Below are 25,660 nucleotides of genomic sequence, written 5' to 3'. Positions count from 1 at the left end.
ACGGTTATCCCTTTTTCTTAGGAAGGAAACCTTCCAAAACAATGAGCGCAGCGCCAACGCAAATGGCGGAGTCCGCTAAGTTAAAGGTGGCAAAATGCCAGTCTCCAACGTAGAAGTCGATCATATCGACGACGAACCCATGCCAGAGTCGATCAAACAAATTGCCCAGCGCACCACCGATGATCAGGGCATAGGCGATGTTATTCAGTTTTTGCGTCGCACTTGAGCGATACATCATCACTAACAACACCACACAGATCCCAATGGCAATGCCAGCAAAGAACCAGCGCTGCCAGCCACCGCTGTCAGCTAAAAAGCTGAAAGCGGCGCCGTAGTTACGTGCATAGTGAAGATTTAACGATGGCAGCAATACTTTGGTTTCGCCTAAAGCGAACTCTTGTAGGACTAAATACTTACTGCCTAAATCTATCACTAACACGACCAGCACCAGCCAGAGCCAGCGCAGTCCTGTAGACATCATAGGTCGTTTCATTGCACCTACCATTATGCAAACTTACGTTGTTCGCCATGACCGGCGACGTTGATCACGCAGCGTGGGCACAATTCTGGATGCTCTGCGCTCTGACCAATTTTGGTAGAGAAGTGCCAGCAGCGTGGACATTTCTGGCCATCAGCCTTGCTCAGCGCCACTTTCAGCCCTTTCAACACGTCGCTTTGTACTGCATCGGCCGGCGCATTCGCCAACGCTTCAACCTGAGCACCAGAGGTGATCAACACGAAACGCAGCTCATCTTCCAGACTGTTCAGTTTAGCCATCAGATCATCATCGGCGTACAGCGTGACGCTCGCTTCCAGAGAGCCGCCAACGCGCTTATCGTTACGCGCCTGTTCAATCACCTTGTTCACTTCGCCACGAACTTTCAGCAGCTCAGCCCAGAAGTCATTATTCATGGACTCGGAATCACCCAAACCAAATAGCCCTTGATACCACTCTTCAGTGAAGACAAACTCGGCACGGTCGCCCGGCAGATAGCCCCACAGTTCATCAGCGGTGAAGGACATAATTGGCGCCATCCAGCGAACCAATGCTTCAGCGATATGGTACAGCGCGGTCTGACAGCTGCGACGCGCAATACTGTCTGCTTTGGTGGTGTACTGGCGGTCTTTAATGATATCCAGATAGAAGGAGCCCATTTCAACCGAGCAGAACTGCATCAGACGCTGAACCACTTCATGGAAGTCATAGTTCTCGTAAGAGACCAGAATTTCCTTCTGTGCTTCCATCGCGCGCTCAACCGCCCAACGATCCAGCACCACCATGTCTTCAGGCTTAACCATGTGCTGTTTCGGATCGAAACCATTCAGGTTAGCCAGTAAGAAGCGTGCAGTGTTACGAATACGACGATAAGAATCCGCAGAGCGTTTCAGAATTTCGTCGGATACCGCGATTTCGCCGGTGTAATCGGTAGATGCAACCCACAGCCGCAGGATGTCGCCACCCAGCTTGTTCATCACATCCTGTGGACTTACGGTATTACCGATTGATTTGGACATCTTGCGTCCCTGACCATCAACGGTGAAACCGTGGGTCAGTACCTGGCGATAAGGCGCTTTGCCTTTCATCGCGGTAGAAATCATCAGCGAGGACATGAACCAACCACGATGCTGGTCAGAACCTTCCAGATACATATCTGCCGTGTGACCGTGGAATTCAGGACGCGCATCAACCACAGAGAAGCTGGTTGAGCCAGAATCAAACCATACGTCCAAGGTATCAGGCACTTTTTCATACTGGTCTGCATCTGCGCCCAGAATGTCTTTTGGATCCAGATCCCACCATGCCTGAATGCCGTCTTTCTCAACGCGCTTAGCCACTTCTTCCATCAGTTCAGTGGTGCGCGGGTGCAGTTCCTGAGTCTCTTTATGCACGAACATCGACATGGGAACGCCCCATGTACGCTGACGAGAAATACACCAGTCAGGACGGTTCGCTACCATTGATTCAATACGCGCTTTACCCCATGCAGGGATCCAGCCGCTTAGACCATTTTCTTTCAGGCCAACCTGTTCAATTTCGTCGATCTCAGCCAGAGACTGCTTGCGCAGGCCCTTCTGATCCATGCTGATAAACCACTGTGGGGTCGCTCGGAAGATGATCGGCGTTTTATGGCGCCAGCAACATGGGTAGCTGTGATTCAGCTTTTCCACGTGCAGCAGCGCACCATGTTCTTTCAGCAGCTCAACCACCACGTCGTTGGCTTTGAAAACAAACAAACCATCCAGACCAGGGAAAGTCCCCTTCAGGTAGCAGCCGTTCGGGCCAACAGGGTTAGCCGTTTCCAAACCATATTTCTGACCGATAACATAGTCGTCAGGACCGTGGCCTGGAGCGGTATGAACGGCACCCGTACCGGCTTCCAGCGTGACGTGCTCACCCAGAACGATAGGCACATCAAAGCCCATAAACGGATGTTGGAAGCGCTGTAGTTCTAAATCAGCGCCTTTGCAGCTTCCCAGCACGACCCAAGACGTGATTCCTGCGCGTTTCATCACGCTTTCAACCAGATCGGCCGCCAAGATCAGGCATTCGCCTTCAACCTGCACTAACTGGTATTCAAAATCAGGGTGCAGAGAAATCGCACGGTTTGCAGGCATAGTCCACGGCGTGGTTGTCCAGATAACCACGGAAACGTTGCCTTCGACGTCTTTTACGCCAAATTTAGCCAACACTTCGTCTTTATTGACCGCAGCAAAGCGCACGTCAATGGATGGCGAGGTTTTGTCATAATATTCAACTTCGGCTTCAGCCAGTGAAGAACCACAGTCTGGGCACCAATGAACCGGCTTAGCGCCTTTCATCAGATGGCCGTTATCCACGATTTTAGCCAAAGCACGAATGATGTTAGCTTCAGTGTCGAACGCCATGGTCAAGTATGGATGATCCCAATCACCCAGCACGCCAAGACGTTTGAAATCTGCTTTCTGGCCTTCAACCTGCTCGGCAGCGTATTCGCGACATTTAGCACGGAACTCGGCGGCGCTGAACTTTTCGCCCGGCTTGCCGATCAACTGCTCAACTTTCAGCTCAATAGGCAAACCATGGCAGTCCCAACCCGGAATATACGGGGAGTCAAAACCGCTCAGACCTTTGGACTTAATAATAATGTCTTTAAGAATCTTGTTTACTGAGTGACCAATATGAATACTGCCGTTCGCATAAGGAGGGCCATCGTGCAGAATGAAGGTTTTCTTGCCTTTTTTCGCGTTACGGATAATCCCGTACAGATCCTGCTCATACCAACGTTGCAGCATGCCAGGCTCGCGCTTGGCGAGATCGCCGCGCATCGGGAACCCTGTTTCCGGCAAGTTCAGGGTATTCTTATAATCACTCATTCGATTCTCGGTTCCGTTTTCGGCTATCCCCTTGGCTCAACAAACGGCTCGCTCAACGGCAGCCTCTGTGACTTTGGGTATATGTATATAGATTAAACCGGTGTCGCCAGCCCAAAAAACGCGCGGGCCGTCACCACATCATTGGCGATTTGTTGCTTTAATGCATCAAGCGAAGCAAAACGCTGTTCATTGCGCAGTTTTGCGCGGAGCACCACATCAATGTGGCGTCCATAAAGATCCATCGTGGTATCCAGCAGATGGACTTCTAACTGCTGACGTATGCCAGCGACTGTCGGGCGGGTGCCGATATTCGCAACACCGGGTAACGGCGTTGGCCCCAGCCCATAAACATCCACGGCGTAAACACCTTTTACCGGTGCCACCAGCCGCTTAAGCGGCAGGTTAGCCGTTGGAAAACCCATCGTTCGCCCAACTTCATCACCGTGCACAACGCGCCCAGAGATGCTGTATGGATGGCCTAAGAGGCTTTCCGCCAGATCAAGTTTATCTTCCTGTAATGCCTGTCGAACGGCGGTGCTGCTAATGCGTTTATTACCTTCGCAGAAGCTATCAGAGTTCGTTACGGTAAAACCGAACTGTGCTCCCGCCAATTTCAACAACTCATAATCGCCTTCGCGCCCTGCGCCAAAACGAAAATCATCACCGACCATCAGATATTTTACGCCGAGCTTTTCAACGAGTAACTTTTTAACAAAGTCATGAGCTGAATTCGCCGCAAAATCACGGTTAAAACGAACACACAGAAGATAATCAACTCCTGCGTCTGCCAGATAATGACATTTATCGCGTAACCGAGTCAGGCGAGCTGGCGCTTTGTCTGCGCTAAACAGCTCCAACGGTTGGGGTTCAAAAATCATCACCATGACGGGCAACCCCAAGCGTTTCCCTTCCTGCTTCAAACGGGTTAGCAAGGCCTGATGACCGCGGTGCACACCATCGAAATTGCCGATCGTCAGCACGCAGCCATGATGGCGCGCCCGTAGATTGTGAATGCCGCGAATTAGCTCCATATCAGGCTCAAAACAGTGGAAATCGGCGGATTATACCTTGTACAGAGACTAAGGTTAACCAGCGATTAGAGAGTTTAAAGGGATTCTGCCACCATACCGGAGATAAGCCGCCGGTTAAATACATTACGCGTGATTTATGCCACTCTATTTACGCATCGGCTAAATGATATTTCGCTAAACCTGCGTTTTTGTTGCAAACGCTGATATAATCAGCAACCGCACAGGAAAAAACTCTCGAAAGGGTGTATTCCAAGGGACAAAGCTGGTAAAATCCCGCGCCATCACAACGCGAAAGTGTCGTTCGTACAAGCGACGCTTATTTGCACAAATCCATTGACAACAGAGGGCTAAAAAGGCATATTTCTCGGCCTTTGAATTGTCCTCATAGAATATTTTGGGAGTTGGACCTTGGCTAATATCAAATCAGCTAAGAAACGCGCCGTACAATCTGAGAAGCGCCGCAAGCACAACGCTAGCCGTCGCTCCATGATGCGTACTTTCCTTAAGAAAGTATACGCGGCGATTGCAACCGGCGATAAAGCCGCTGCACAAAACGCATTTAACGAAATGCAACCAATCGTGGATCGCCAGGCTTGTAAGGGCCTGATCCACAAAAACAAAGCTGCACGCCATAAGTCAAACTTGGTCGCGCAAATCAACGCAATGCAGTAATTGCTTTACGTTGGTAGCTTTGAAAAAAACCGGCCTAGGCCGGTTTTTTTACGCCTAAACGCTGAGTGTTAACGACTGAATAACGCTGAGAAATCTTTATTACATACGCGTTGAACTGCCGGATGTTGGATCATTCGCTCGGCAAAAATCACGTAGTACTCTTCCTGCAAGTTATCAATTCGCCCCACTTCCTTGATGTTATCCGATTCATTGGCGTACATATCCTGCGCATAAATCGACGGAGCAACAAAAATTGCATCGTGAAATTGAGCAAATGCCTTCATCAAGGCGGCATCATCAAATTCCCCGAGGATTTGTACTGTTAGTCCTTGGCTATTAAACCAGTTCAGCAATTTACGGCCGAGCATGGTTCTACGTCCTGGGATCAGCAGCTTACGTTGCTCGAGGCAGGCCGGAAATGGCTGCTCTGGCAGCGGCTGACGGCAAAAGAAACTGACGCCACACTCGCCCAGCTTTACTGAAAATAGCCCTTCTTGCTGGCTAGAATCAACGGGGCAGTCGGATAAAATCATATCGAGCTTATGCTGGCTAAGCTGTTCCAACAGCATTTCATGCGTAGACTCAAAGCAGCGTAAATGAATTTGCTCATGGTCTGCTACCGCCGTTTCTAGCACCTGACTCACCAGGCGCTTCGACAACGCATCAGCCACACCAACGTCAAACAGCATGTTAGATTCTTTGCGATAGTTCACGATATCTAGCATTTCTTGGCTAAGCATGAACATACGATCGGCATAACGGAAAACGAGCTGTCCCAGCTCTGAAGGTACTAAGCCACGTCCTTGGCGCTTAAACAGTTTCCCGCCTAACCGCTCTTCTAACGCTTTAATCTGCCCGGTGATGGTTTGAGGTGTTAAAAACAGCGCTTCAGCCGCGCCGACCACCGACCCTTCTTTGCAAACCTGCCAGAAGTAATACAGATGGTTAAAATTGATATGTGCTAGACGCACGATAGTGCTCTCCTATTACGTCCTACATGGGTTAATCACCATGCGAACATTGCTGCAGTGTTTGCCCTTTAGGGCTAATCAAGAAGGCAGCACAAACTGTGCGCCAAGAAAAACGCAGCGGCGTATGACTTATCTTGCCACTAAAACCGCTGACGACCTATGACGGTGCCTCTTCAACGGGAGCCAGATTACAAAAGACGCCCCAACTAATGTTGGAGCGTCTCAGGTAAAGTGGATTACTCCTCGTCGGCAGCTCGCCGTGGTAGTACACGCCTTAGCAACATATATCCCACTAAGGCAGAGGCCGTAGACCCAAGTAAAATCCCTAATCTTGAATAGGTTGCAAGCTCAGGTGCCCCTCCAACAAACGCCAGTGAAGCAATGAAAATAGACATGGTAAAACCGATGCCGCATAGCACCGAGACGGCAAAGATATGGCGGAAATTAATCCCACCCGGTAAACGTGCGATACCGATTTTCACCGCCACCCAGCTAAACAAGAATATCCCAAGAGGTTTACCAACGAACAGCCCCATCATAATCCCAGCAGGAAGAACGCCTGTTAGATCGCCTAGAGATACCCCCTGCAGAGAGACTCCCGCGTTCACAAAAGCAAACAGCGGCAAAATCAGATAGGCTACCCATGGATGCAGGCTGTGCTCTAATTTTTCGGCTGGACGTTTGCCGTTCTTGGCTTTGATTGGCAACATAAAGCCAACGATAACGCCTGCCAGCGTGGCATGAACGCCCGATTTCAGAATAGCCGTCCACAGTACCGCACCAACTAACAGATAAACCGAGGATTTTCCTACCCCACGCCAGTTGAGATATCCCAGCACCGCAATAGATGCCGCAGCCACGCCTAATGCCGATAAAGAAACCTCATGCGTATAGAACAAAGCGATAATCACGATAACGCCTAGGTCATCAATAATCGCTAGCGCTAGCAGAAAGACTTTCAGGCTGGTTGGTACTCTCTTACCCAGCAGCGCCATAACACCTAAGGCAAAAGCAATGTCCGTTGCTGCCGGAATCGCCCAACCTTGGCTGGTAACAGGATCGGCATGGTTAAATGCAAGATAGATCAACGCCGGAGCCAGCATTCCGCCAAGAGCGGCGATTGCTGGGAAAACGGCCTTATCTCGGCTGGCGAGTGAGCCACACATCAACTCACGCTTAACTTCTAAGCCAACCACCAAAAAGAAGATGGCCATCAGGGCATCATTGACCCATAACAGCAGAGTTTTGTTGATATCCAATGCCATAAAACGGAACTGAACTGGCGAATCTAAAAACTGCTGATAAAGGCCCTGTAGCGGGCTGTTTGCCAGAACTAAAGCCACAATAGCGGCCATGATGAGAATTATGCCGCCAGCGGCCTCAAGGCGCAGAAACTGACGGATTGCACGGGTTACCATAGTCACTCTCAGAAACTCCTTACACACATTCATTAATAATGGGCGAGAGAACGAATTAATGCAGTTAGTTTACGGATTACTTTATTTCGGGAAAAGTAGTTTATAAGTGCTATTAACCAAGGTAAAACCGAGTAATTGATGAGTTTCGTCACACAAAATGTAAAAAAATCCCCACGGGTTAGGTAGGGATTTTTTATTAACTGCTTATTTTTAAAGAAAATCCTAGCGAGTTAAATCGTCGAAGAATTTCTTTACACCGTCGAGAAAACTTTTAGAGCGTGGGCTGTTATTAGCGCTCGAAGAATCGCCAAAACTATCTTCTAGCTCACGCAACAGCTGTTTCTGCTTCTCGTTTAGGTTAACCGGAGTCTCAACCACTACGCGGCACAGCAGGTCGCCCTGACTCCCACCACGAACGGATTTAACCCCTTTACCACGCATGCGGAACATCTTGCCAGTTTGAGTTTCAGCAGGGATTTTCAGCTTTACGCGTCCATCAAGCGTAGGAACTTCAATCTCACCGCCGAGTGCAGCCATGGCAAAGTTGATCGGCACTTCACAGAACAGGTTATTATCTTCGCGCTCAAAGATTGGATGCGCTTTTACCTGTACCTGTACATACAGATCGCCAGCTGGCGCTCCATGCTCACCGGCCTCCCCTTCGCCGCTCAAGCGAATACGGTCACCGGTATCCACACCAGCAGGAATTTTCACCGACAGCGTTTTGGATTTCTCTACGCGGCCATGCCCGTGACATTTGTTGCACGGATCTTTGATAATTTGGCCACGACCATGACAATGTGGACACGGCTGTTGTACGGTAAAGAAGCCCTGACGCATCTGTACCTGACCTGCGCCATGACAGGTTGGACAGGTCACTGGATCAGTGCCTTTCTTCGCTCCGCTGCCGTGGCAAACTTCGCATTCAACCAGTGTAGGAATGCGAATTTCTTTGGTCACACCGCGTACCGCTTCTTCCAGCGTCAGCTCCATGTTGTAACGGAGATCTGCACCACGGGTCGCACGCTGACGACGACCGCCGCCGAAGATGTCGCCGAACACGTCACCAAAGATGTCGCTAAAGTCTGCACCGCCGCCATAGCCGCCGCCTCCGCCCATTCCACCTTGTTCAAAGGCGGCATGACCGTACTGATCATAGGCTGCACGTTTCTGCGCATCGGTTAAGATTTCGTAGGCCTCTTTGACCTCTTTAAACTTTTCCTCTGCGTCCGTATCCTGATTGCGGTCAGGATGGAACTTCATCGCTAGGCGCTTATAAGCCTTTTTGATTTCGCGCTCTTCCGCGTCGCGGGATACGCCCAAAACCTCGTAATAGTCTCTTTTCGCCATTCTATTTATCCTGCCCTTAACATAACTGCACGGGCGTTGAGTTTCCTCGACGCCCGTGCCGGTTAACAGTCACGACGGTTAGCTAAATGCCACTTCCGCCGTCACCAAGCCCGCTAAGGGCAATTATTTTTTATCTTTAACTTCTTCGAATTCAGCGTCTACCACGTCGTCATCTTTCTGAGCGCTGGTATCAGCCTGCTGAGCACCACCGGCCTGAGCCTGCTGCTGAGCCATTTCTAACAGTTTGCTGGAAGCTTGTACCAGAGTCTGGATTTTCGCTTCGATGTCAGCTTTATCTTCGCCCTTCGCTGCAGTATCCAGCTCAGCCAAAGCAGCTTCGATCGCAGTTTTATCTTCAACTGGCAGTTTGTCACCGGCTTCTTCCAACTGCTTGCGAGTACCATGAACCAGCTGATCGGCTTGGTTACGAGTTTGTACCAGCTCTTCAAACTTACGGTCAGCTTCAGCGTTAGCTTCTGCATCACGTACCATTTTCTGGATTTCTTCTTCGTTCAGACCAGAAGATGCCTTGATGGTGATCTTCTGCTCTTTACCGCTGTTTTTGTCTTTAGCAGACACGTGCAGGATACCATCAGCATCGATGTCAAAGGTAACTTCGATCTGTGGCATACCACGTGGTGCTGGCTGGATACCATCTAGGTTGAACTGACCCAGAGATTTGTTATCCGCAGCGCGTTTACGTTCACCCTGAATGACGTGGATCGTCACAGCAGACTGATTGTCTTCAGCGGTTGAGAACACTTGGCTATGCTTAGTTGGGATAGTGGTGTTCTTCGCAATCAGTGAGGTCATTACGCCGCCCATGGTTTCGATACCCAGAGACAGAGGGGTAACGTCCAGCAGCAGAACGTCTTTAACTTCACCGGTCAATACACCGCCCTGAACCGCAGCACCGATAGCCACTGCTTCATCTGGGTTAACGTCTTTACGTGGTTCTTTACCGAAGAAATCAGCCACTTTCTTCTGAACCATAGGCATACGAGTCTGACCACCAACCAGGATAACGTCCTGTACGTCAGAAACAGACAGGCCAGCATCTTTCAGAGCCACTTTCAGTGGTTCCATAGAGCGGTTAACCAGATCTTCAACCAGTGACTCCAGTTTTGCACGGGTCACTTTAATGTTCATGTGTTTTGGACCAGACGCATCTGCAGTGATGTACGGCAGGTTAACGTCGGTCTGCTGAGCAGAAGACAGCTCGATCTTCGCTTTTTCAGCCGCTTCTTTCAGACGCTGCATCGCCAGCGGATCGTTGCGCAGATCCATGCCCTGTTCTTTCTTGAACTCTTCAACCAGATAGTTGATCAAACGGCTATCGAAGTCTTCACCACCCAGATGAGTATCACCGTTGGTTGCCAGAACTTCGAAGGTTTTTTCGCCGTCAACTTCGTCAATCTCAATGATAGAGATATCGAAAGTACCACCACCCAAGTCGTAAACGGCGATAGTGCGGTTACCCACTTCTTTATCCAAACCATAAGCCAGAGCAGCTGCGGTTGGTTCGTTGATGATACGTTTTACTTCCAGACCTGCGATACGGCCAGCATCTTTTGTTGCCTGACGCTGAGCATCGTTGAAGTATGCAGGAACGGTGATAACAGCTTCAGTCACTGGCTCGCCCAAGAAGTCTTCTGCAGTTTTCTTCATTTTCTTCAGAACTTCTGCAGAGATCTGCGGCGGAGCAATTTTCTGACCTTTAACTTCGACCCATGCGTCGCCGTTGTCAGCTGCGACGATACCGAAAGGCATGATGCCTTTATCGCGCTGAACTTCTTCATCCTCAAAACGACGACCAATCAAACGCTTGATCGCGAACAGGGTGTTTTGTGGGTTAGTCACCGCCTGACGTTTTGCAGGCTGACCAACCAGAATTTCGCCGTCCTGAGTGTACGCAATAATAGAAGGAGTGGTGCGGTCGCCCTCGGCGTTCTCCAGCACACGTGCGGTAGTCCCATCCATTACAGCTACACAAGAGTTAGTTGTACCCAGGTCGATACCAATAATTTTACCCATCGAACATCTCCACTAAGAATTTTGTTATTAATCTCGTTGCTACCGTAGGTGGGGGCGATATTTCATTTTTCAACCGCCTTTTTTCTACCTATACCCTAAATCATTCAAGTTGCTGGAAGGCGGCAAACGAATGAGTCCCAATAAGCTTACCTAAGTAAGTGGCTCGGGTGATTGAGTGCAGCCAACACACCAGCAGCTTGAAGTATGGCGGGAATACCCGGTAACTAACTGCGTTGTAAGTAAGATGGGGTCGCTCAAGACGACAACAAGGGGGGAGATTAAAAAAAATATGATTTTTTAACCCACAAGATCATTGTTTATGTTCTGACTCCTCATTATTATGCCGCGCGCTCGATCGTTGAAAAGAACCACAATGCGATAAAACATTGTGTTCTCGGGCACGTACCAATGAATTTCCACGCCTAACCAATTGATGTTGCAAATATAAAAATCAACTTCAATGGCGCTGGAATATTTATTTCTACATTAAACTTCTCTTATTACAGAGGCTCTATGCACACCAACAAGTTGGCGAATCCCGGTCCTTTAGGCCTGATGGGCTTCGGGATGACCACCGTCTTGCTGAACCTGCACAATGCAGGCTTTTTCCCTCTTACTTCCGTGATCATCTCAATGGGGATTTTCTTTGGAGGGTTTGCCCAAATTCTCGCTGGGCTGCTTGAGTACAAAAAAGGCAATACTTTCGGTTTAACCGCATTTACGTCCTACGGCGCATTCTGGCTGTCGCTGGTCGGTATTTTATTACTGCCAAAAATGGGTCTGGCCGATGCCAGCGATGCCAGCTTCCTAGGTACTTATTTAGCACTGTGGGGCATTTTTACCCTGTTCATGTTCTTCGGTACTCTGGGCGCTAACCGCATTCTGCAATTCGTGTTTGCCAGTCTGACCGTTCTGTTCTTCCTACTGGCCTACGGCAATATCACGGGCAATGCTGCGGTTCTACACTTTGCCGGTTTTGAAGGCATCGTTTGTGGTGCGAGCGCCATTTATCTGGCTATGGCTGAAGTGATCAACGAACAAGCAGGCCGTACCGTGCTGCCAATCGGCGAATGCAAATGCCATAAAGCAAACGCTCATCCTGCTGAACTGTAATTCTAAGCAGTATCACGTTTTTCTATATCCAGAGCGTTAAACAGCAAAAAGCCCCGCCAATGATGCGGGGCTTTTTTTACCCTGATTATTTGTGTGCAACAGGTTCTACTAACGCTTTCTTGGGTATACGCCCAATGGCGCCGCTGAAAGGTTTTCCATCGATGGTATCGTGCGTTCTGATCCCTTCTGGCTTCAACCAGCGTTGTACCCTTGATGGCATATCCAATCCAATCAACAGAATAACGACAAAGGTCAGGCTGAAGGAAAGCGAAGCTAACGCCGTACCAAGATCCAGGCGTTGGGCTATGGTCGCGCCAAGGATAGGTGCAAGCGCCCCGCCTAACGCGCCGACGTTATAGGTAAATCCTAACCCTGCCGCTCGTTGCTCAGTGTCAAAATAGCCGCCAATGAGCTTAGGTAAAATACCGGAAATCCCCTGTCCCAGCATTTGCTGAAGAAACAGCAGAACCCCCAGCGTCCATAGGCTTCCACCGCCAATAGCAAACACAGGAATAATCAGCAGTTGAGATAACAGTAGGCTATACACATAAGCTTTACGCGTTCCCAGCCAATCACCTAGGAAGCCACCAACACAGCACCCAACCGCAGCCCCAAATCCGCTAAAGAACAGAATATGTGCCACGGTCGATGGATCGTAAGCCAACTCAGTCTTTAAATAGGTGGGTAATAGAGCCTGAATCGGCCATGAATAAAGGAAGGCGAACAACACCACGACCATCAGCATCACGCCCGTGGGCCAGCGATTCCCACTGCTTTGCACCATGAAACTAATGAAAATAGCAGCACACAAAAGCCCAAGCACCGTGATGGCAAAAGGATTTCCAATATCGCCTGCAAAACATAAATAGAGAGCCAGTGAAGCGACTATCGTCATACCAACGTTCATCACTTTATAGGGTCCACGATATAAAATATCCACCATGGTTTTTACTGGCTGTTTATTACCAAATTTCTTTTCCCAGTCTTCCGCTTCAGGAATATTTTTACGTAGCCATAGCGCAAAAATAATCGGCAGAATGCCAATAAAGAATAATGCACGCCACCCCCATACAGGTACGACTACGCTGTATACCTGCGCGGAAAGAACGGCACCGATCGAAAAACCTGAAATCAAAAATCCGCTGGCTTTATTTCGTAAATGTTTTGGCCAGCTCTCAATAACATAGGTCGCGCTAGAACCATATTCACCCGCCATTCCCATCCCAATCATCAGACGAGCAATAAACATGGTGGTGAAACCGGGAGCAAAACCACAGGCTAAAGTTCCGACTGAAAATAAGACAATGCTAGTTATCATTGCTAATTTTCGGCCATATCGGTCCCCCATTGCGCCTAATAATAACCCTCCAAACCATCTGGAGATAAATGCGGCTGAAATAAGGCTGGCAGCTTCTACGGTAGTTAATCCAAATTCACTTTGAATTTCGGTTAATACCAAAGCGATCAAGACAAAATCAAAGCCATCTAACAGATAACCAATCCATGCGGCAGAAAATGCCTTCCATTGCGGCTTACTGATGTGTCGATACCACGGTAGATCTTGGGTAGTGTTATTCATAAAGCACTCCCGGCGCAGGTCTTTTAAATTGCCTGCGCTCTATATCGTAGGGTAAGAGTTGTTAGTAGATAAGAAACGGTGTTGTATTATTTTGCCGTTCTTTCTGCACTCAGTAATTGGGCTAGCTGACGCAGCTCAGGTAAATACTGTTCTTCAACCGGAGCAAACGGCTTGCGACAAATTGGCGTATCAACAACATCCATATAGTGCAGAATGGTTTTCAGTCCACGGAATACGCCGACTTTAATTAGAACATCTATCACTTTATTACATTCCGTTTGCAGCGCTTGGGCTCGTGCAATATTGCCCTCTTTCAATGCCTGCATAATACCTTTATAACGCCAGCCCATAACGTTATAGGTACTGCCGATACCGCCATCGGCCCCCGCCAACAAGCCGGAAAGGAAGATTTCATCATAACCGTTATAAATGACCTTATCAGGATGTGCACGTCGCACTTGTTCCATCTGATAGAGATCGCCTGATGTTTGTTTCAAAGCAGCCACACCCGGCAGAGTAATCAGCGTTGAGATTTGATCGAGTGAAAGCTTCACTCCGCTCAACGCTGGGATGTTATATACCACCATCGGCAACCCTTCGGCAGAGTCGATAATGGCGCGATAGTGATCGCAGTGCTCGGCAAAACTGAATGGATAATAGAAAGGAGTCACCGCAGATACAGCGTCAAAACCATAGCCCTTGGCAGCCTTCGCCAACACCTGACTTTCATGCGTACTAATCCCACCCACGTGAGCAATCAGCGTCACTTTACCTTTCGCTTCTTCTGCGACGACTTCCAAAACCTGCTCACGTTCCTGAGCGCTTTGAATGAAAGCCTCACCGGTAGAGCCCCCCACGTAAAGACCGTCAACGCCTTGAGCAATATTAAACTGCACTAAACGACGCAGGCTTGGAATATCGAGCTGTTGCTGCGGGTTAAACGGAGTGAGTAACGCGGGCATAACCCCATGGAGATGTTTTGACATATGACCCTCTGACTTGTTTATTTGATGAGCTTAAAGATATACCTTTATACCTATTACACCAGCCTAAAAAACGAACTTTAGCGATATTCGGTTTAATATGTGATCAATCTCAGATATCAGAGAAGGTAAACGATCTTATTTCAATGCAAATGCTGAATAAGATCTCGTTTCACGATCCAAGGATCGTTACTTTTTGCGCGCGTAATAGGCTGCAAATACGCTGTTGAGGTGGGACTTCAAAGCTTTGTCAGCGGCATCAGGCTGCCGAGCACAGATGGCTTTATATATTTCAATATGCTGCTGATAACTCACGTTATTATGGGCATGAAGTTCTGCCAGTGACACGGTTGGACGCGCAGCAATCAGCCAGTCCAGCAGTGCCACATGGATAACCATAAAAATTGGATTTCCGGGGATCTCAGCAAGCTCACGGTGGAACTCAATATCAGAACGAATAAACAGATCGTTATCGTCGAGAGACTGGCTGTTCATTTCCAGTGCTTTCCCCAAACGCGCAATCTGTTCGTCAGTAGCGAACTCCGCGGCATAACGCACTAAACTGGATTCAAAGAATAGGCGCAGCTGTTCAAAATGGGCGATACCGTCCGGCTTAGTCAAAAAGTCTTTCGCCATTCCCGACAGTTCAGAAATGATAGTATCTGCCGAAGGACGACACACGCGGGCGCGTTCTCCGTTATTGATCTGTACCAGCCCTTTACGTTTCAGCGCCGCCAGTGCTTCACGCACGGACGGGCGACCCACGTTGAAAAAAGCCATCAGCTCACGCTCAGAGGGCAGTTGCTCCCCTTCGGCGAATTCACGCCGACGGATCATCTGCTCGAGTTCTTCCTCCACCATATCAGACAACTTTTTGCGCGACACCGGCCTACGACGCATCGCATGGCCGATAGCTTCGGGAGTTTCAATTGGACGATCGTCTGATGTGCTCATAGCGTTTACGTTTTGGCTGGTTCCGTCAGTCATATATTCATCACCGAGAGACGGTACATGCTGAATCGCCCCGCTGGATGACAGATAAATAGTTAATAGGTATAACCATTTGAATCATAACATAGGAAAAGAGAAGCGGCTAAGCAAGAGAGAAAGTGGAAAGCGTGATGTCTGACGTGGCGAAAAACAAGCTCACCGCCTTAAAAGCGGAGAGCTGTTCGCACTGTGTTAGCTTTGCTTTTGCTGATTTATCGATACATCCAACAGAGATTCAGCATGCGCTTCACTATTCAAGTCACGCTGTAAATAAAGGCCCAACAGTACCCCAACTAAAGACAGAGCCAGCACATAGTAAGCCGGTGCCATCGGCGTTAGTTTCATTATCAGCGTAACAAAAATCGGCGTTAATCCCCCAAAGATGGCATACGCCACGTTGTATGAGAATGAAATACCGCTGAAACGAACTTCTGCAGGAAACGCGCGTACCATGACATAAGGAACGGCACCCACGATCCCCACGCTAAAACCGGCTAGTGCATAACCCAAGAATAGCTGTTCGGCACTCACGCCGGCGGCAACCGAGTGGTAAAACGTCCAGCTACACACAGCCAGAAAAAGGCTACCTACGATAAACGTTTTGCTCGCACCAAAGCGATCGATCACACGACCGGCAATCACGCATCCCATCGTCAGCGCAATTGTCGCCAAACAGTTTGCCTGTAAAGCCAACGCCGGTGAGATACCAAACTGTTTTTGCAGATAGGTTGGCGTCATGAGAATCACCACCACAATGCCAGCCGAAAGCAACCATGTGAGCAGCATAGAAATGGCGACCTCTTTGCGGTGATTTTTCACTACCGTTTTCAGCGGCATTTCTTCTGCTAATGCTTTTCGTGCCTGCATTTCAACAAAGATGGGTGTTTCTTGTAACCAACGGCGCAAATACATGGCAAATAGACCAAAAATCCCGCCTAAGAAAAACGGAATACGCCAGCCACCAGCCAAAATGGACTCTTGGCTCATAACGGTATTGAGCAATGTCGCCACCAGCGATCCCAACAGGATCCCTGCCGTTAATCCTGCGGTTAACGTGCCGCAGGCAAAACCAACACGTTTACGCGGTACGTGCTCAGCGACAAATACCCATGCCCCTGGGACTTCACCACCAATAGCCGCACCTTGCAGTACACGCATTAACAGTAATAACAACGGGGCCGCAATCCCGATGCTTTGATAGGTCGGTAGCATCCCCATGGCTAACGTAGGCAACGCCATCAGCAATATACTGAGTGAGAACATTTTCTTACGGCCAACTTTGTCACCAAAGTGCGCCATAATAATTCCGCCAAGCGGGCGAGCAAGATAACCCGCCGCGAAAATACCAAAGGTCTGCACCTGACGTAACCACTCAGGCATATCGACGGGAAAGAAAAGGTCGCTGACTACCGCCGCGAAGAATACAAAAATGATGAAGTCATAGAACTCTAATGCACCGCCCAAGGCGGCCAGCGTCAGAGTTTTGTAGTCCTGCCGATTTAAACGGCGATTATGATGTTGTTCCATAAGATCCAGCCCAGTACGTTATTTTCATATTATTTTGCGATGTTGTGCTGTTTTAAACAGATGTCATAAAACAGATGTTAAACATTTGTGATGCGAAATAATTAATATAACGTTACTGGGTGACTGGCTAGTCGTACTGAATCTTATGCCACAATGAGCTCAATTTCAGTTGATTGTTTCGCGCCTTGCGCTTTTCGGGCGAAAAGCTGCTATTACACGCGGATCGGTTTCAACATAAGGACCGTCGAGTAATTGGATGCAATAAGGTACGCTGGCGAAAATACCGTGAACGATAGATTTACCGTTTTCATCTTTCACACCTTCCAGCGTTTCTTTGATCGACTTAGGCTGTCCGGGCAAGTTAATGATCAACGCCTGCTTGCGAATAACGCCCACCTGACGAGATAAAATCGCCGTTGGTACATAGTGCAAACTGATCTGACGCATCTGTTCACCGAAGCCTGGCATTTCACGATCCGCCACGGCTAATGTCGCATCCGGTGTCACATCACGACGTGCCGGCCCAGTACCGCCCGTGGTCAACACTAAGTGACAGCCCATCTCATCAACGAGCTCGCACAGAGTCTGTTCGATCATCACCTGCTCATCGGGGATCAGACGCGTTTCCAGCGTAAACTCTGTGGTGAGCGCCTGCTCTAACCACTCTTGTAATGCTGGAATACCTTTATCTTGATAAACACCGCTGGAAGCACGATCGGAAATCGAGACCAGACCTATACGCAATGCATTCATGCAACTACCTCTATGACTATTCCTTGACGCTGGGGATGCAGAATAATACTACGCCAGCCGCTAATAACCACATCTGCACGCTGTAAATGATGCCGTTGGTGGCGATTTGTGATGGCAATAACCGTCATCCCAGCGGCTTGCGCAGCCTTGATCCCAGCCTCATCGCTTTCAAATACCAAGCAATCACGAGGATCCACGCCGTAATAACTGGCCGCCAACAGATAGGGCTCAGGGTCAGGGCGTCCGCTAGTCACTTGTTCTGCGCCAATCATCAACGGCGGCTGCGGCATACCTGCCTGCTGCATTTGCACAGCGGCACGCGACTGGCTTGACTGCGTCACTACACCCCACGGTGTTTCTCCCAAGGCCTGCAACAGTTCAAAAACCCCCTGCTGTAATTGGCTGTGGTGGCGCTGAGTCATCTCTAACAGCGCTTGCTCTAGCGCCTCTAATTCCTGTTGAGTCTCCAGATGAGGCGCTAAACGACGTACGATCTCCTGTACCCGCTGACTATGAATCTGCGCGCCCAACAAGGCATTATCGATACCATGCCGCTGTGCCCACTGCATCCACACCTGTTCCGCATGATTACCTGAATCTAACAGAGTGCCATCCATATCTAGAAAAACGGCGGCAAATTGTTTTCTCCACATAACGAATACCTCTTAGATAGGAATTAAGCCAAGTATAAGACTTACGGTAAATCCGTCTGGTTTATGAATCAAAGATTCGGAATAAACTGTAGGGGGATGAGTGGCAAGGAGTGATGACAGGAGTTATCTGGATTACATAAATGTCAGGTTTCGTTCACCAGTATATACGCCGCGGAGTAAAGTTTCGTTCGCCGGTTAGCATCTGCATTTTCATGAAATTACTGACGTAGGCGACCGAGTCGGGTGCGCCAGCGCGCGCACCCGACACCCGCGCGCTTTTATCCGAGACGCCATCTCCGCTCCGGTTTGGTATCGCCCATCTCGGGCGCCCCAAACTCCACCGGCACATCCCTGTACCGGCGGCTCTCTCTACCAAAACTTAACTCAAAAAAGACAAAGTCTTTTAGGCTTATTAGATTTTGATCTTGCCGTTGACCTTTTCAGGCACATTACCGGACAGCCGAGTGAATCATGCTGGTTAGGATTCGCCTACAGGGATGTAGGCGAAAGAACGGAGGAGCCAGGATGGCGATTGCCGTTCGTTCCGTTAAGACCGGAATGATGAAATGAGGGCACCCGCGTAGCGGGCTGGAAGGTGGAGCCAAGCCGGGTTGTTAGGGGGCGGCGACTGGCCCCCTAACACGGACGCCCGCGCGGTTTAAATGTGGAGTTCAGTGTTTTAAGCGGACGTAGCTTACTCCATATCTAAAACACTTATGCCTCCTCCCCCCATGGCCTCCATGATAATCGGTATCGGCGTCAACAAGTGTTGTCGCATCAACTCACCCGCCTGTTTTCCATCACGAGCCAGAATGACGTTCACCAGTTGATCGTGCTCATGGTGTTTATTCTCCAGCATTTCTACGGAAAGTACGGTCTCGCGCAGCCAAATAAATCGATAACGTGCCGCCAAATCAAACAAACGCACTCGCATTTGCAGTAAATATTGCGAGCCACAACCAGCTACAATCGCGGTATGAAACGCCTGATGACGTTGATCCCATTCATCGAGCAGTGCTTCGCTAGCTTCTGTCGCCTCGAGTTTGGCAAGCATATGGGCACGCGCCAAAATGTCCGCCTCCCAATCATCGCCTCCGCGCTCAATCGCCAGTTGTACCAACATTGATTCCATATTGGCGCGCGCATCAAAAATATCCAGCAACTCAGCCTGCGACATCGGCGCTACGCGATAACCCTTTTGGCTCACTACGGTCACCAGATGTTCGGCCACTAGCTGTGACAACGCCTCTCGCAGCGGGCCAACACCTAGGCCGTAGCGATTCGTCAACAAGCTCATACGCAGTTTTTCTTCCGGCTGATAGACGCCACGAATAATGTCCCGTTTCAGCCATTGATAACCGTCAAAGGTAGGATGGGGTAAAGAGGCGGTCATAGGTATGGCTCCTAAACTAGCAACGAAGCAAAAAGAATCACCTGCCAAAAGTACAGGCTTTCTAATACCAATAAACGCCGTCCCAGTTCTCGCTGAGATCGGCGCATCAAAATTATTGCCAAGCTTCTGCGTTATCTCAAACTCTGCTGAGGCTGTTTTTGCCACTGAAACAATGTTTTCCAGCGGGTCATAATAGGCACTGTGCAAATAATACCAATGCCCAGCAACACGGTCGAAACCACTTCAACGCGTTGCTCTGGTCTGAACATCATGACCACCAGTACAAAAGTGATAAACAGAATTACCGTCCAAGTCAGGTAAGGATAAAGCCACATTTTGAGTTTGATCTCCTGCCCACGCATCAACAGAATTTTACGCATGCGAAGCTGGGATACCGCGATCACCAGATATACCAACAAAGCGATGGCACCAGAGCTCGCAATTAAGAAATTAAACACCTTGGCTGGCGCATAGTAATTCACTACCACGGTAAGAAACGCCGCACCGGTAGAGAGTAATACCGCCACATAAGGCGTTTTACTGCGGTTAGTTTTTCCCATAAATGCAGGTGCGTCACCGCGATGGCTAAGTGAGTACAGCATACGTGATGCGGTATAAAGCGCCGAATTCAGACAGCTGGTTACCGACAATAAAATCACGCAGTCCATAATCAACTTGGCATGAGGAATATGCAGCAGCTGTAGCACTGAACTGTATGAGCCTATCGTTTTTAGCTCTGGGGCATTCCACGGAACCAACGCCACGACAACGAAGATCGAGCAGAGATAGAAGATCGCAATACGCCAAATGACAGAATTGGTTGCGCGCACAATGTGCTTATCCGGCGTATCGGACTCAGCGGCTGCAATCGTGACGATCTCGGCCCCCATAAACGAAAACATAGTGATCAACATCGCGCTAATTACGGCACCAAAACCATTCGGCATAAAACCGCCATGATCCCACAGACGAGAAATACCGCTCACCTGAACGTGCGGATAGAAACCAGTAATCGCAATGGTTCCTAGAACGATAAAAGCCAGAATCGCAATGACCTTGCACAGCGCTAGCCAGAACTCAAACTCCCCGTAATTTTTAACACTGAGCAGATTACTACCGGTCAAAGCAAGGGTAATTAATAGGGAAAAGAGCCAGATCGGCACCACCGGTAGCCATGAGTTGAGAATAATGGCGGCAATATTTGCTTCCAATGGGATCACTAAAACCCAAAACCACCAGTAGAGCCAACCAATGGTATATCCCGCCCATTTGCCGATAGAGCGTTCTGCATAGGTGGAAAAGGAGCCGGTATCCGGTGAAGCGACCGCCATTTCGCCCAGCATGCGCATGATCAGCAGCACCAGCAGACCGGCGAATAAATAAGACAGTAATACCGCTGGCCCTGCTTGAGAAATCGCAACGCCAGAGCCCACAAATAGACTTGCGCCGATAACCCCCGCAATGGACAGCATCGTGACATGGCGGGACTTCAGCCCGCCTCCCAGCGAGTTTGTTTCTGCTACCTGACCCATAATTAAACCCTCTCGAAAGTTTTTCACTTAGGGAGAGCGCTCCGGCATTCCCGCGCCGGAGCACGCGCGTTGTTATTATTTATCCATCAGACTTCCTTTATGACGGGTGCTACTCACATACCCTCAAGCACCACGTTGCGCTTAATTCTTCTTAGCCTCAGTAAAACATTCAGCAATAATATCCAACCCTTGCTTAATCTGTGCGTCGCTTACCGTCAACGGAACCAAAATACGTAGCACGTTGTAATACGGCCCACATGACAGCAGGATTAACCCTTTGTCACGCGCTCTCGCCACCACTTCAGCCGTCAATTTGGCATTAGGTTTATGGACGTCGCCGTCTTCAAACAACTCGATAGCAATCATGGCGCCCAAACCACGTACATCACCAATTTCACGATGCGTCTCTGCGATACTTAATAAGCCTTCTTTCAGCTTTTGACCGACATCGTTGGCGCGCTGTAGCAGGTTTTCCTCATCGAAAGTGTCGAGCACGGCAAGCGCAGCAGCGCAGGCAATCGGGCTCCCCGCATAAGTTCCGCCTAATCCTCCCGGCGCAATGGCGTCCATGACTTCAGCTTTACCCGTTACGCCCGCGAGAGGGAAACCCCCTGCGATAGATTTAGCGAAAGTCGTGATATCGGCGGCAACGCCCAGCTGTTCCATTGCAAACAGCGTACCGGTACGTCCTGCCCCACTTTGCACTTCATCGGCTATCAGCATAATCCCGTGCTCATCGCACAGGGCCCGTAAGCGCTTCATAAAGTCCGGCGAAGCAGAGTAGAACCCGCCTTCCCCTTGTACGGGTTCAATGACAATCGCCGCAATATCTTCCGGCGCTGCGTCATTTTTGAAGATGCGATGAATACTGGCGATGGCATCATCGTCGCTCACACCGTGTAACTCACACGGGTACAGCGCGCGAAATACGTGGCCTGGCATTAAGCCCATCCCCGCAGAATACGGGTTCACCTTACCGGTGAGCGATAAGGTATAGTGGGTACGCCCATGATATGCCCCGCTAAAAGCAATGGTGCCGCTACGTTTTGTGGCGGCGCGAGCGATTTTCACTGCATTTTCAACCGCCTCTGACCCCGTCGTCACCAGAAGCGTTTTCTTGGCGAAATCTCCAGGCACGCGTTTATTCATGATCTCGCACAGCTCCAGATAAGGCTCATAGGCGAGAACTTGGAAGCAGGTATGCGACAATTTTTTCAGTTGAGCTTCCACCGCAGCGACGACTTTAGGATGCAAATGGCCAGTGTTCAGCACCGCAATTCCGCCTGCAAAATCGAGATACTCACGCCCTTCAACGTCCCATACGCGGCAATTTTCTGCACGCTCGGCAAAAATGGGATGGATCTGCCCCACTCCGCGTGGAACGGCGTTGCCGCGGCGCTGCATCAACTCTTTATTCGTGCTCATCAGATGTCCTCTCAGTGTTCGGGTAGGCGGCTAATGCCGCTCTATTGGCGTTAATAAATCAGTGTGGGTACCTTTATCCCAATCCCTTGAGAAAGAGATGGGCAGCATTGGGTTGTCTTACAAACCAATGCACATATATTTGATTTCTAAGTAATCCTCGATGCCGTATTTGGAACCTTCTCGGCCAAGGCCTGAGGCTTTAATACCGCCAAAAGGCGCCACTTCGTTGGAGATAATTCCGGTATTGATGCCGACAATGCCGTATTCCAACGCTTCACCCACGCGGAACACACGGCTTAAATCACGAGCATAAAAATAGGCTGCCAAACCAAACTCGGTATCGTTAGCCTGAGCAATAACATCAGCTTCATCGTTAAATCTGAACAGCGGCGCTAACGGACCGAAAGTCTCTTCCTTTGCCACTTTGGCGCTAGATGGAACGTTAACGAGAATGGTGGGCTGAAAGAAATTACCGCCTAAATCGTGGGGCTTGCCGCCGGTAATGATGCGAGCACCTTTTGATAGTGCATCCTCGATATGCTCTTTCACTTTAGCCACGGCTTTTTCATCGATCAGCGGCCCCGTCGTCACCCCCTGCGTCAAACCATCGCCCAGAGTGAGTTTTTCGACTGCTGCCTGTAACTTTTCAGCAAAAGCGTCATAGACCCCATCCTGCACATACAAGCGGTTAGCGCAGACACAGGTTTGCCCCGCATTACGGAATTTAGAGGCTAAAGCACCTTCCACCGCTTTATCTAAATCAGCATCATCAAACACAATAAACGGCGCATTGCCGCCCAGTTCGAGAGAAACTTTTTTGATATCTTTGGCACATTGCTGCATAAGCTGGCGGCCAATCTCTGTCGATCCAGTGAAAGAGAGCTTACGTACCAATGCGTTACCGGTAAGCTCATTACCAACCTCACTGGCAGATCCGGTCACGACGTTAAATACCCCAGCAGGGATACCAGCACGCTGAGCGAGCTCGGCTAACGCTAGAGCAGAAAACGGCGTTTGGCTGGCGGGTTTGAGTACCATTGTGCAACCTGCAGCAAGCGCAGGTCCCGCTTTACGAGTAATCATTGCTGCGGGAAAATTCCACGGTGTAATCGCAGCGGTAACACCAATGGGCTGCTTAATCACGATAAGACGTTTATCCGCCTGATGCCCCGGAATTGTATCGCCATAAATACGTTTGCCCTCTTCGGCAAACCATTCGATAAAAGAGGCCGCGTAGGCAATTTCACCCTTAGCCTCGGCGAGCGGCTTGCCCTGCTCCAGCGTCATTAACTTGGCAAGATCGTCTTGATTAGCCATCATCAAATCAAACCAGCGACGTAAAATCACCGCGCGCTCTTTGGCGGTCAATGCACGCCATGCGGGCAGAGCCTGATTAGCCGCTTCAATGGCGGCGCGAGTTTCATCTGCCCCCATTTTGGGCACCGTGCCCAATAACTGACCATTGGCCGGATTTGTCACGTCTATGGTTTGTTGATGAATGGCATCACGCCATTCCCCTTGAATAAAGGCCTGCTGACGAAATAGCTTATGGTCGTTAAGTTGCATTTTTATTTCCTTACTCATCATTAATTTAGCTATTTTTATGCGGTATTTTTACGGCACTGCAAACGCAGTTTTATCTTTAATATTCGCGGTTAATGAACGACCGAGATGAGTTTGCCCAGCCAACAAAGCCTGAACTTTACTTACAATATGCGTGCCAATGGGAATGGCTGAAGTCGCCGCCGGTGAAGGTGCATTGCAGACGTGGATACTGCGTGCGGTCGTCACGAACAGGAAGTCGTCGATAAGTTTGCCGTCGGGAGATACGGCCTGCGCACGGACACCTGCGGGATAAGGCTGCAGATCGTTTTTCGTTAAGCTAGGGCAATACTTTTGTACGCGTTTGAGGTACCCACTCTTACACAAGGAATTCTTCATCTCGTCCAAACCTGATTTCAGGTTTTGACGCATAACGCTGCGGATACCAGAAGAACCCAATATCTCCAGCGTATCGCTCAATGAAATATCGCGCTTACGGTAGCCCTCACGCTTAAATGCCAGCACAGCGTTTGGCCCCACCGTCACGCTACCGTCGATCATGCGGGTTAGATGCACGCCGAGGAATGGCATTGCTGGATCGGGAATGGGATAAATAAGATGGTTGACGATCTGATTGTGCTGCGGCGCTAAACGGAAATACTCACCACGGAATGGGCAGATAATGAATCCGGGATCGATGCCCAGCATTTTCACCAAACGATCCGCCATTAGGCCAGAACAGGTGATCAGGTTAGATCCTTCGTATTCCCCCTGAGTCGTGGAAACAATCACACCCTGCGCATGTTCCTGAAGAGCGGTGACTTCTGCGTTATAAAAAATCTCGCCACCAGCCGCACGAAAGCGCTCGGCCATCGCGGCGGTCACTTCGGTGTAGCTCACAATGCCGCTGGAAGGAACCAGAATACCGCCTAAGCCCACAATATTGGGTTCGCGCTCGTGTAGCTCTTCTGCGCTAAGCCAGTAACGCTCTAAGCCGTTAGCTTCGGTGCGATCCCACAGCGCACGCATCCGTTCCATTTCCAGCGCTGAAGTTGCCACCAGCATTTTTCCACAGGTATCATATCGAATACCGGTTTCATCACAAAACGCTTTGGTCGCACGGTTACCTTCAAGGCAAAACTTAGCCTTTAGACTACCGGGCGTGTAATAAACCCCCGCATGTATTACACCGCTGTTATGCCCAGTTTGATGACGCGCGGGGCCGTTCTCTTTTTCTAGCACTGCAATACGGGCGTCAGGGTAAACGCCGATCAACTGCATGGCCGTCGACATTCCAATAATGCCACCGCCAACGATCACAAAGTCATACATCCGGCTAA

Annotated in this window: 20 protein-coding genes; 2 read left to right on the top strand and 18 right to left on the bottom strand. The window is 49.6% G+C overall.

Annotation, left to right across the window (positions count from 1 at the left end; translation table 11 throughout):
• Positions 1-4: 4 nt before the first annotated feature.
• The 3 genes from lspA to ribF form a co-directional block, all read right to left on the bottom strand.
• Positions 5-493 carry a signal peptidase II gene (gene lspA / locus M988_RS03230; protein ID WP_039185770.1) on the bottom strand — a complete coding sequence of 163 codons (489 nt, stop codon included), beginning with the start codon at positions 491-493 and terminating at the stop codon, positions 5-7.
• Positions 494-504: 11 nt separating this feature from the next.
• On the bottom strand, positions 505-3,354 hold the full coding sequence (ileS, locus tag M988_RS03225; protein WP_048797516.1) for an isoleucine--tRNA ligase: 2,850 nt from the start codon (positions 3,352-3,354) through the stop codon (positions 505-507).
• A gap of 92 nt (positions 3,355-3,446) precedes the next feature.
• Positions 3,447-4,385, bottom strand: a complete 939-nt coding sequence (ribF, locus tag M988_RS03220) for a bifunctional riboflavin kinase/FAD synthetase (RefSeq protein ID WP_008814662.1) — start codon at positions 4,383-4,385, stop codon at positions 3,447-3,449.
• Between the two features lie 408 nt (positions 4,386-4,793).
• Here ribF and rpsT point away from each other — a divergent pair, with 408 nt between their 5' ends.
• Entirely contained in the window at positions 4,794-5,057 is a 264-nt protein-coding gene (gene rpsT / locus M988_RS03215) for a 30S ribosomal protein S20 (protein WP_008814663.1), read from the top strand.
• Between the two features lie 68 nt (positions 5,058-5,125).
• Here rpsT and nhaR read toward each other — a convergent pair whose 3' ends face one another.
• From nhaR to dnaK, 4 genes are all read right to left on the bottom strand, one after another.
• Positions 5,126-6,028, bottom strand: coding sequence for a transcriptional activator NhaR (gene nhaR, locus M988_RS03210; RefSeq protein WP_004089142.1), 903 nt, complete (start codon positions 6,026-6,028; stop codon positions 5,126-5,128).
• A gap of 236 nt (positions 6,029-6,264) precedes the next feature.
• The gene (gene nhaA, locus M988_RS03205; protein ID WP_008814665.1) at positions 6,265-7,446 is read right to left on the bottom strand and encodes a Na+/H+ antiporter NhaA; all 1,182 of its coding nucleotides are present in this window, start codon (positions 7,444-7,446) and stop codon (positions 6,265-6,267) included.
• 222 nt (positions 7,447-7,668) lie between these two features.
• Complete coding sequence (gene dnaJ, locus M988_RS03200; protein ID WP_004089150.1) at positions 7,669-8,796, bottom strand: molecular chaperone DnaJ; 1,128 nt, start codon at positions 8,794-8,796, stop codon at positions 7,669-7,671.
• 123 nt (positions 8,797-8,919) lie between these two features.
• A complete protein-coding gene (gene dnaK / locus M988_RS03195) occupies positions 8,920-10,830 on the bottom strand; it encodes a molecular chaperone DnaK (protein WP_064572808.1) in 1,911 nt (636 codons plus the stop codon).
• A 513-nt stretch (positions 10,831-11,343) separates the two neighbouring features.
• Here dnaK and satP point away from each other — a divergent pair.
• Positions 11,344-11,943, top strand: coding sequence for an acetate uptake transporter (gene satP, locus M988_RS03190; RefSeq protein ID WP_008814666.1), 600 nt, complete (start codon positions 11,344-11,346; stop codon positions 11,941-11,943).
• Positions 11,944-12,028: 85 nt separating this feature from the next.
• Here the strand turns inward: satP and M988_RS03185 are convergent, their stop codons facing one another.
• The 11 genes from M988_RS03185 to lhgO form a co-directional block, all read right to left on the bottom strand.
• Positions 12,029-13,522, bottom strand: a complete 1,494-nt coding sequence (locus tag M988_RS03185; RefSeq protein ID WP_064572806.1) for an MFS transporter — start codon at positions 13,520-13,522, stop codon at positions 12,029-12,031.
• Between the two features lie 86 nt (positions 13,523-13,608).
• Positions 13,609-14,508 carry an N-acetylneuraminate lyase gene (gene nanA / locus M988_RS03180; RefSeq protein ID WP_039185688.1) on the bottom strand — a complete coding sequence of 300 codons (900 nt, stop codon included), beginning with the start codon at positions 14,506-14,508 and terminating at the stop codon, positions 13,609-13,611.
• 186 nt (positions 14,509-14,694) lie between these two features.
• Positions 14,695-15,459, bottom strand: coding sequence for a transcriptional regulator NanR (locus M988_RS03175; RefSeq protein ID WP_371328677.1), 765 nt, complete (start codon positions 15,457-15,459; stop codon positions 14,695-14,697).
• A 228-nt stretch (positions 15,460-15,687) separates the two neighbouring features.
• Entirely contained in the window at positions 15,688-17,022 is a 1,335-nt protein-coding gene (locus M988_RS03170; protein WP_064572804.1) for an MFS transporter, read from the bottom strand.
• A gap of 165 nt (positions 17,023-17,187) precedes the next feature.
• Complete coding sequence (mog, locus tag M988_RS03165) at positions 17,188-17,775, bottom strand: molybdopterin adenylyltransferase (RefSeq protein ID WP_008814670.1); 588 nt, start codon at positions 17,773-17,775, stop codon at positions 17,188-17,190.
• On the bottom strand, positions 17,772-18,428 hold the full coding sequence (locus M988_RS03160) for an HAD family hydrolase (RefSeq protein WP_008814671.1): 657 nt from the start codon (positions 18,426-18,428) through the stop codon (positions 17,772-17,774). Before M988_RS03160 ends, mog begins: the two co-directional genes overlap by 4 nt.
• A 694-nt stretch (positions 18,429-19,122) precedes the next feature.
• The gene (gene csiR / locus M988_RS03155) at positions 19,123-19,821 is read right to left on the bottom strand and encodes a DNA-binding transcriptional regulator CsiR (RefSeq protein ID WP_061059570.1); all 699 of its coding nucleotides are present in this window, start codon (positions 19,819-19,821) and stop codon (positions 19,123-19,125) included.
• Between the two features lie 131 nt (positions 19,822-19,952).
• Complete coding sequence (gene gabP / locus M988_RS03150) at positions 19,953-21,353, bottom strand: GABA permease (protein WP_008814673.1); 1,401 nt, start codon at positions 21,351-21,353, stop codon at positions 19,953-19,955.
• 141 nt (positions 21,354-21,494) lie between these two features.
• Complete coding sequence (gene gabT / locus M988_RS03145; RefSeq protein ID WP_008814674.1) at positions 21,495-22,778, bottom strand: 4-aminobutyrate--2-oxoglutarate transaminase; 1,284 nt, start codon at positions 22,776-22,778, stop codon at positions 21,495-21,497.
• Between the two features lie 117 nt (positions 22,779-22,895).
• Positions 22,896-24,344, bottom strand: coding sequence for an NADP-dependent succinate-semialdehyde dehydrogenase (gene gabD, locus M988_RS03140; protein WP_064572802.1), 1,449 nt, complete (start codon positions 24,342-24,344; stop codon positions 22,896-22,898).
• Between the two features lie 48 nt (positions 24,345-24,392).
• The gene (lhgO, locus tag M988_RS03135) at positions 24,393-25,652 is read right to left on the bottom strand and encodes an L-2-hydroxyglutarate oxidase (protein WP_064572799.1); all 1,260 of its coding nucleotides are present in this window, start codon (positions 25,650-25,652) and stop codon (positions 24,393-24,395) included.
• Between the last annotated feature and the right edge of the window lie 8 nt (positions 25,653-25,660).

Source organism: Hafnia paralvei ATCC 29927 (genome assembly GCF_001655005.1).
GTDB classification, from domain to species: Bacteria; Pseudomonadota; Gammaproteobacteria; order Enterobacterales; family Enterobacteriaceae; genus Hafnia; species Hafnia paralvei.
Note: the sequence above shows the minus strand (reverse complement) of the source record. Positions and strands in the feature narration are given on the sequence as shown.

Coding starts and splice junctions, on each gene's coding strand:
- lspA (WP_039185770.1), bottom strand. CDS start 493: ATGAAACGACCTATGATGTCTACAGGACTGCGCTGGCTCTGGCTGGTG.
- ileS (WP_048797516.1), bottom strand. CDS start 3,354: ATGAGTGATTATAAGAATACCCTGAACTTGCCGGAAACAGGGTTCCCG.
- ribF (WP_008814662.1), bottom strand. CDS start 4,385: ATGGAGCTAATTCGCGGCATTCACAATCTACGGGCGCGCCATCATGGC.
- nhaA (WP_008814665.1), bottom strand. CDS start 7,446: ATGGTAACCCGTGCAATCCGTCAGTTTCTGCGCCTTGAGGCCGCTGGC.
- dnaJ (WP_004089150.1), bottom strand. CDS start 8,796: ATGGCGAAAAGAGACTATTACGAGGTTTTGGGCGTATCCCGCGACGCG.
- dnaK (WP_064572808.1), bottom strand. CDS start 10,830: ATGGGTAAAATTATTGGTATCGACCTGGGTACAACTAACTCTTGTGTA.
- satP (WP_008814666.1), top strand. CDS start 11,344: ATGCACACCAACAAGTTGGCGAATCCCGGTCCTTTAGGCCTGATGGGC.
- M988_RS03185 (WP_064572806.1), bottom strand. CDS start 13,522: ATGAATAACACTACCCAAGATCTACCGTGGTATCGACACATCAGTAAG.
- nanA (WP_039185688.1), bottom strand. CDS start 14,508: ATGTCAAAACATCTCCATGGGGTTATGCCCGCGTTACTCACTCCGTTT.
- M988_RS03175 (WP_371328677.1), bottom strand. CDS start 15,459: ATGAGCACATCAGACGATCGTCCAATTGAAACTCCCGAAGCTATCGGC.
- M988_RS03170 (WP_064572804.1), bottom strand. CDS start 17,022: ATGGAACAACATCATAATCGCCGTTTAAATCGGCAGGACTACAAAACT.
- mog (WP_008814670.1), bottom strand. CDS start 17,775: ATGAATGCATTGCGTATAGGTCTGGTCTCGATTTCCGATCGTGCTTCC.
- M988_RS03160 (WP_008814671.1), bottom strand. CDS start 18,428: ATGTGGAGAAAACAATTTGCCGCCGTTTTTCTAGATATGGATGGCACT.
- csiR (WP_061059570.1), bottom strand. CDS start 19,821: ATGACCGCCTCTTTACCCCATCCTACCTTTGACGGTTATCAATGGCTG.
- gabP (WP_008814673.1), bottom strand. CDS start 21,353: ATGGGTCAGGTAGCAGAAACAAACTCGCTGGGAGGCGGGCTGAAGTCC.
- gabT (WP_008814674.1), bottom strand. CDS start 22,778: ATGAGCACGAATAAAGAGTTGATGCAGCGCCGCGGCAACGCCGTTCCA.
- gabD (WP_064572802.1), bottom strand. CDS start 24,344: ATGCAACTTAACGACCATAAGCTATTTCGTCAGCAGGCCTTTATTCAA.
- lhgO (WP_064572799.1), bottom strand. CDS start 25,652: ATGTATGACTTTGTGATCGTTGGCGGTGGCATTATTGGAATGTCGACG.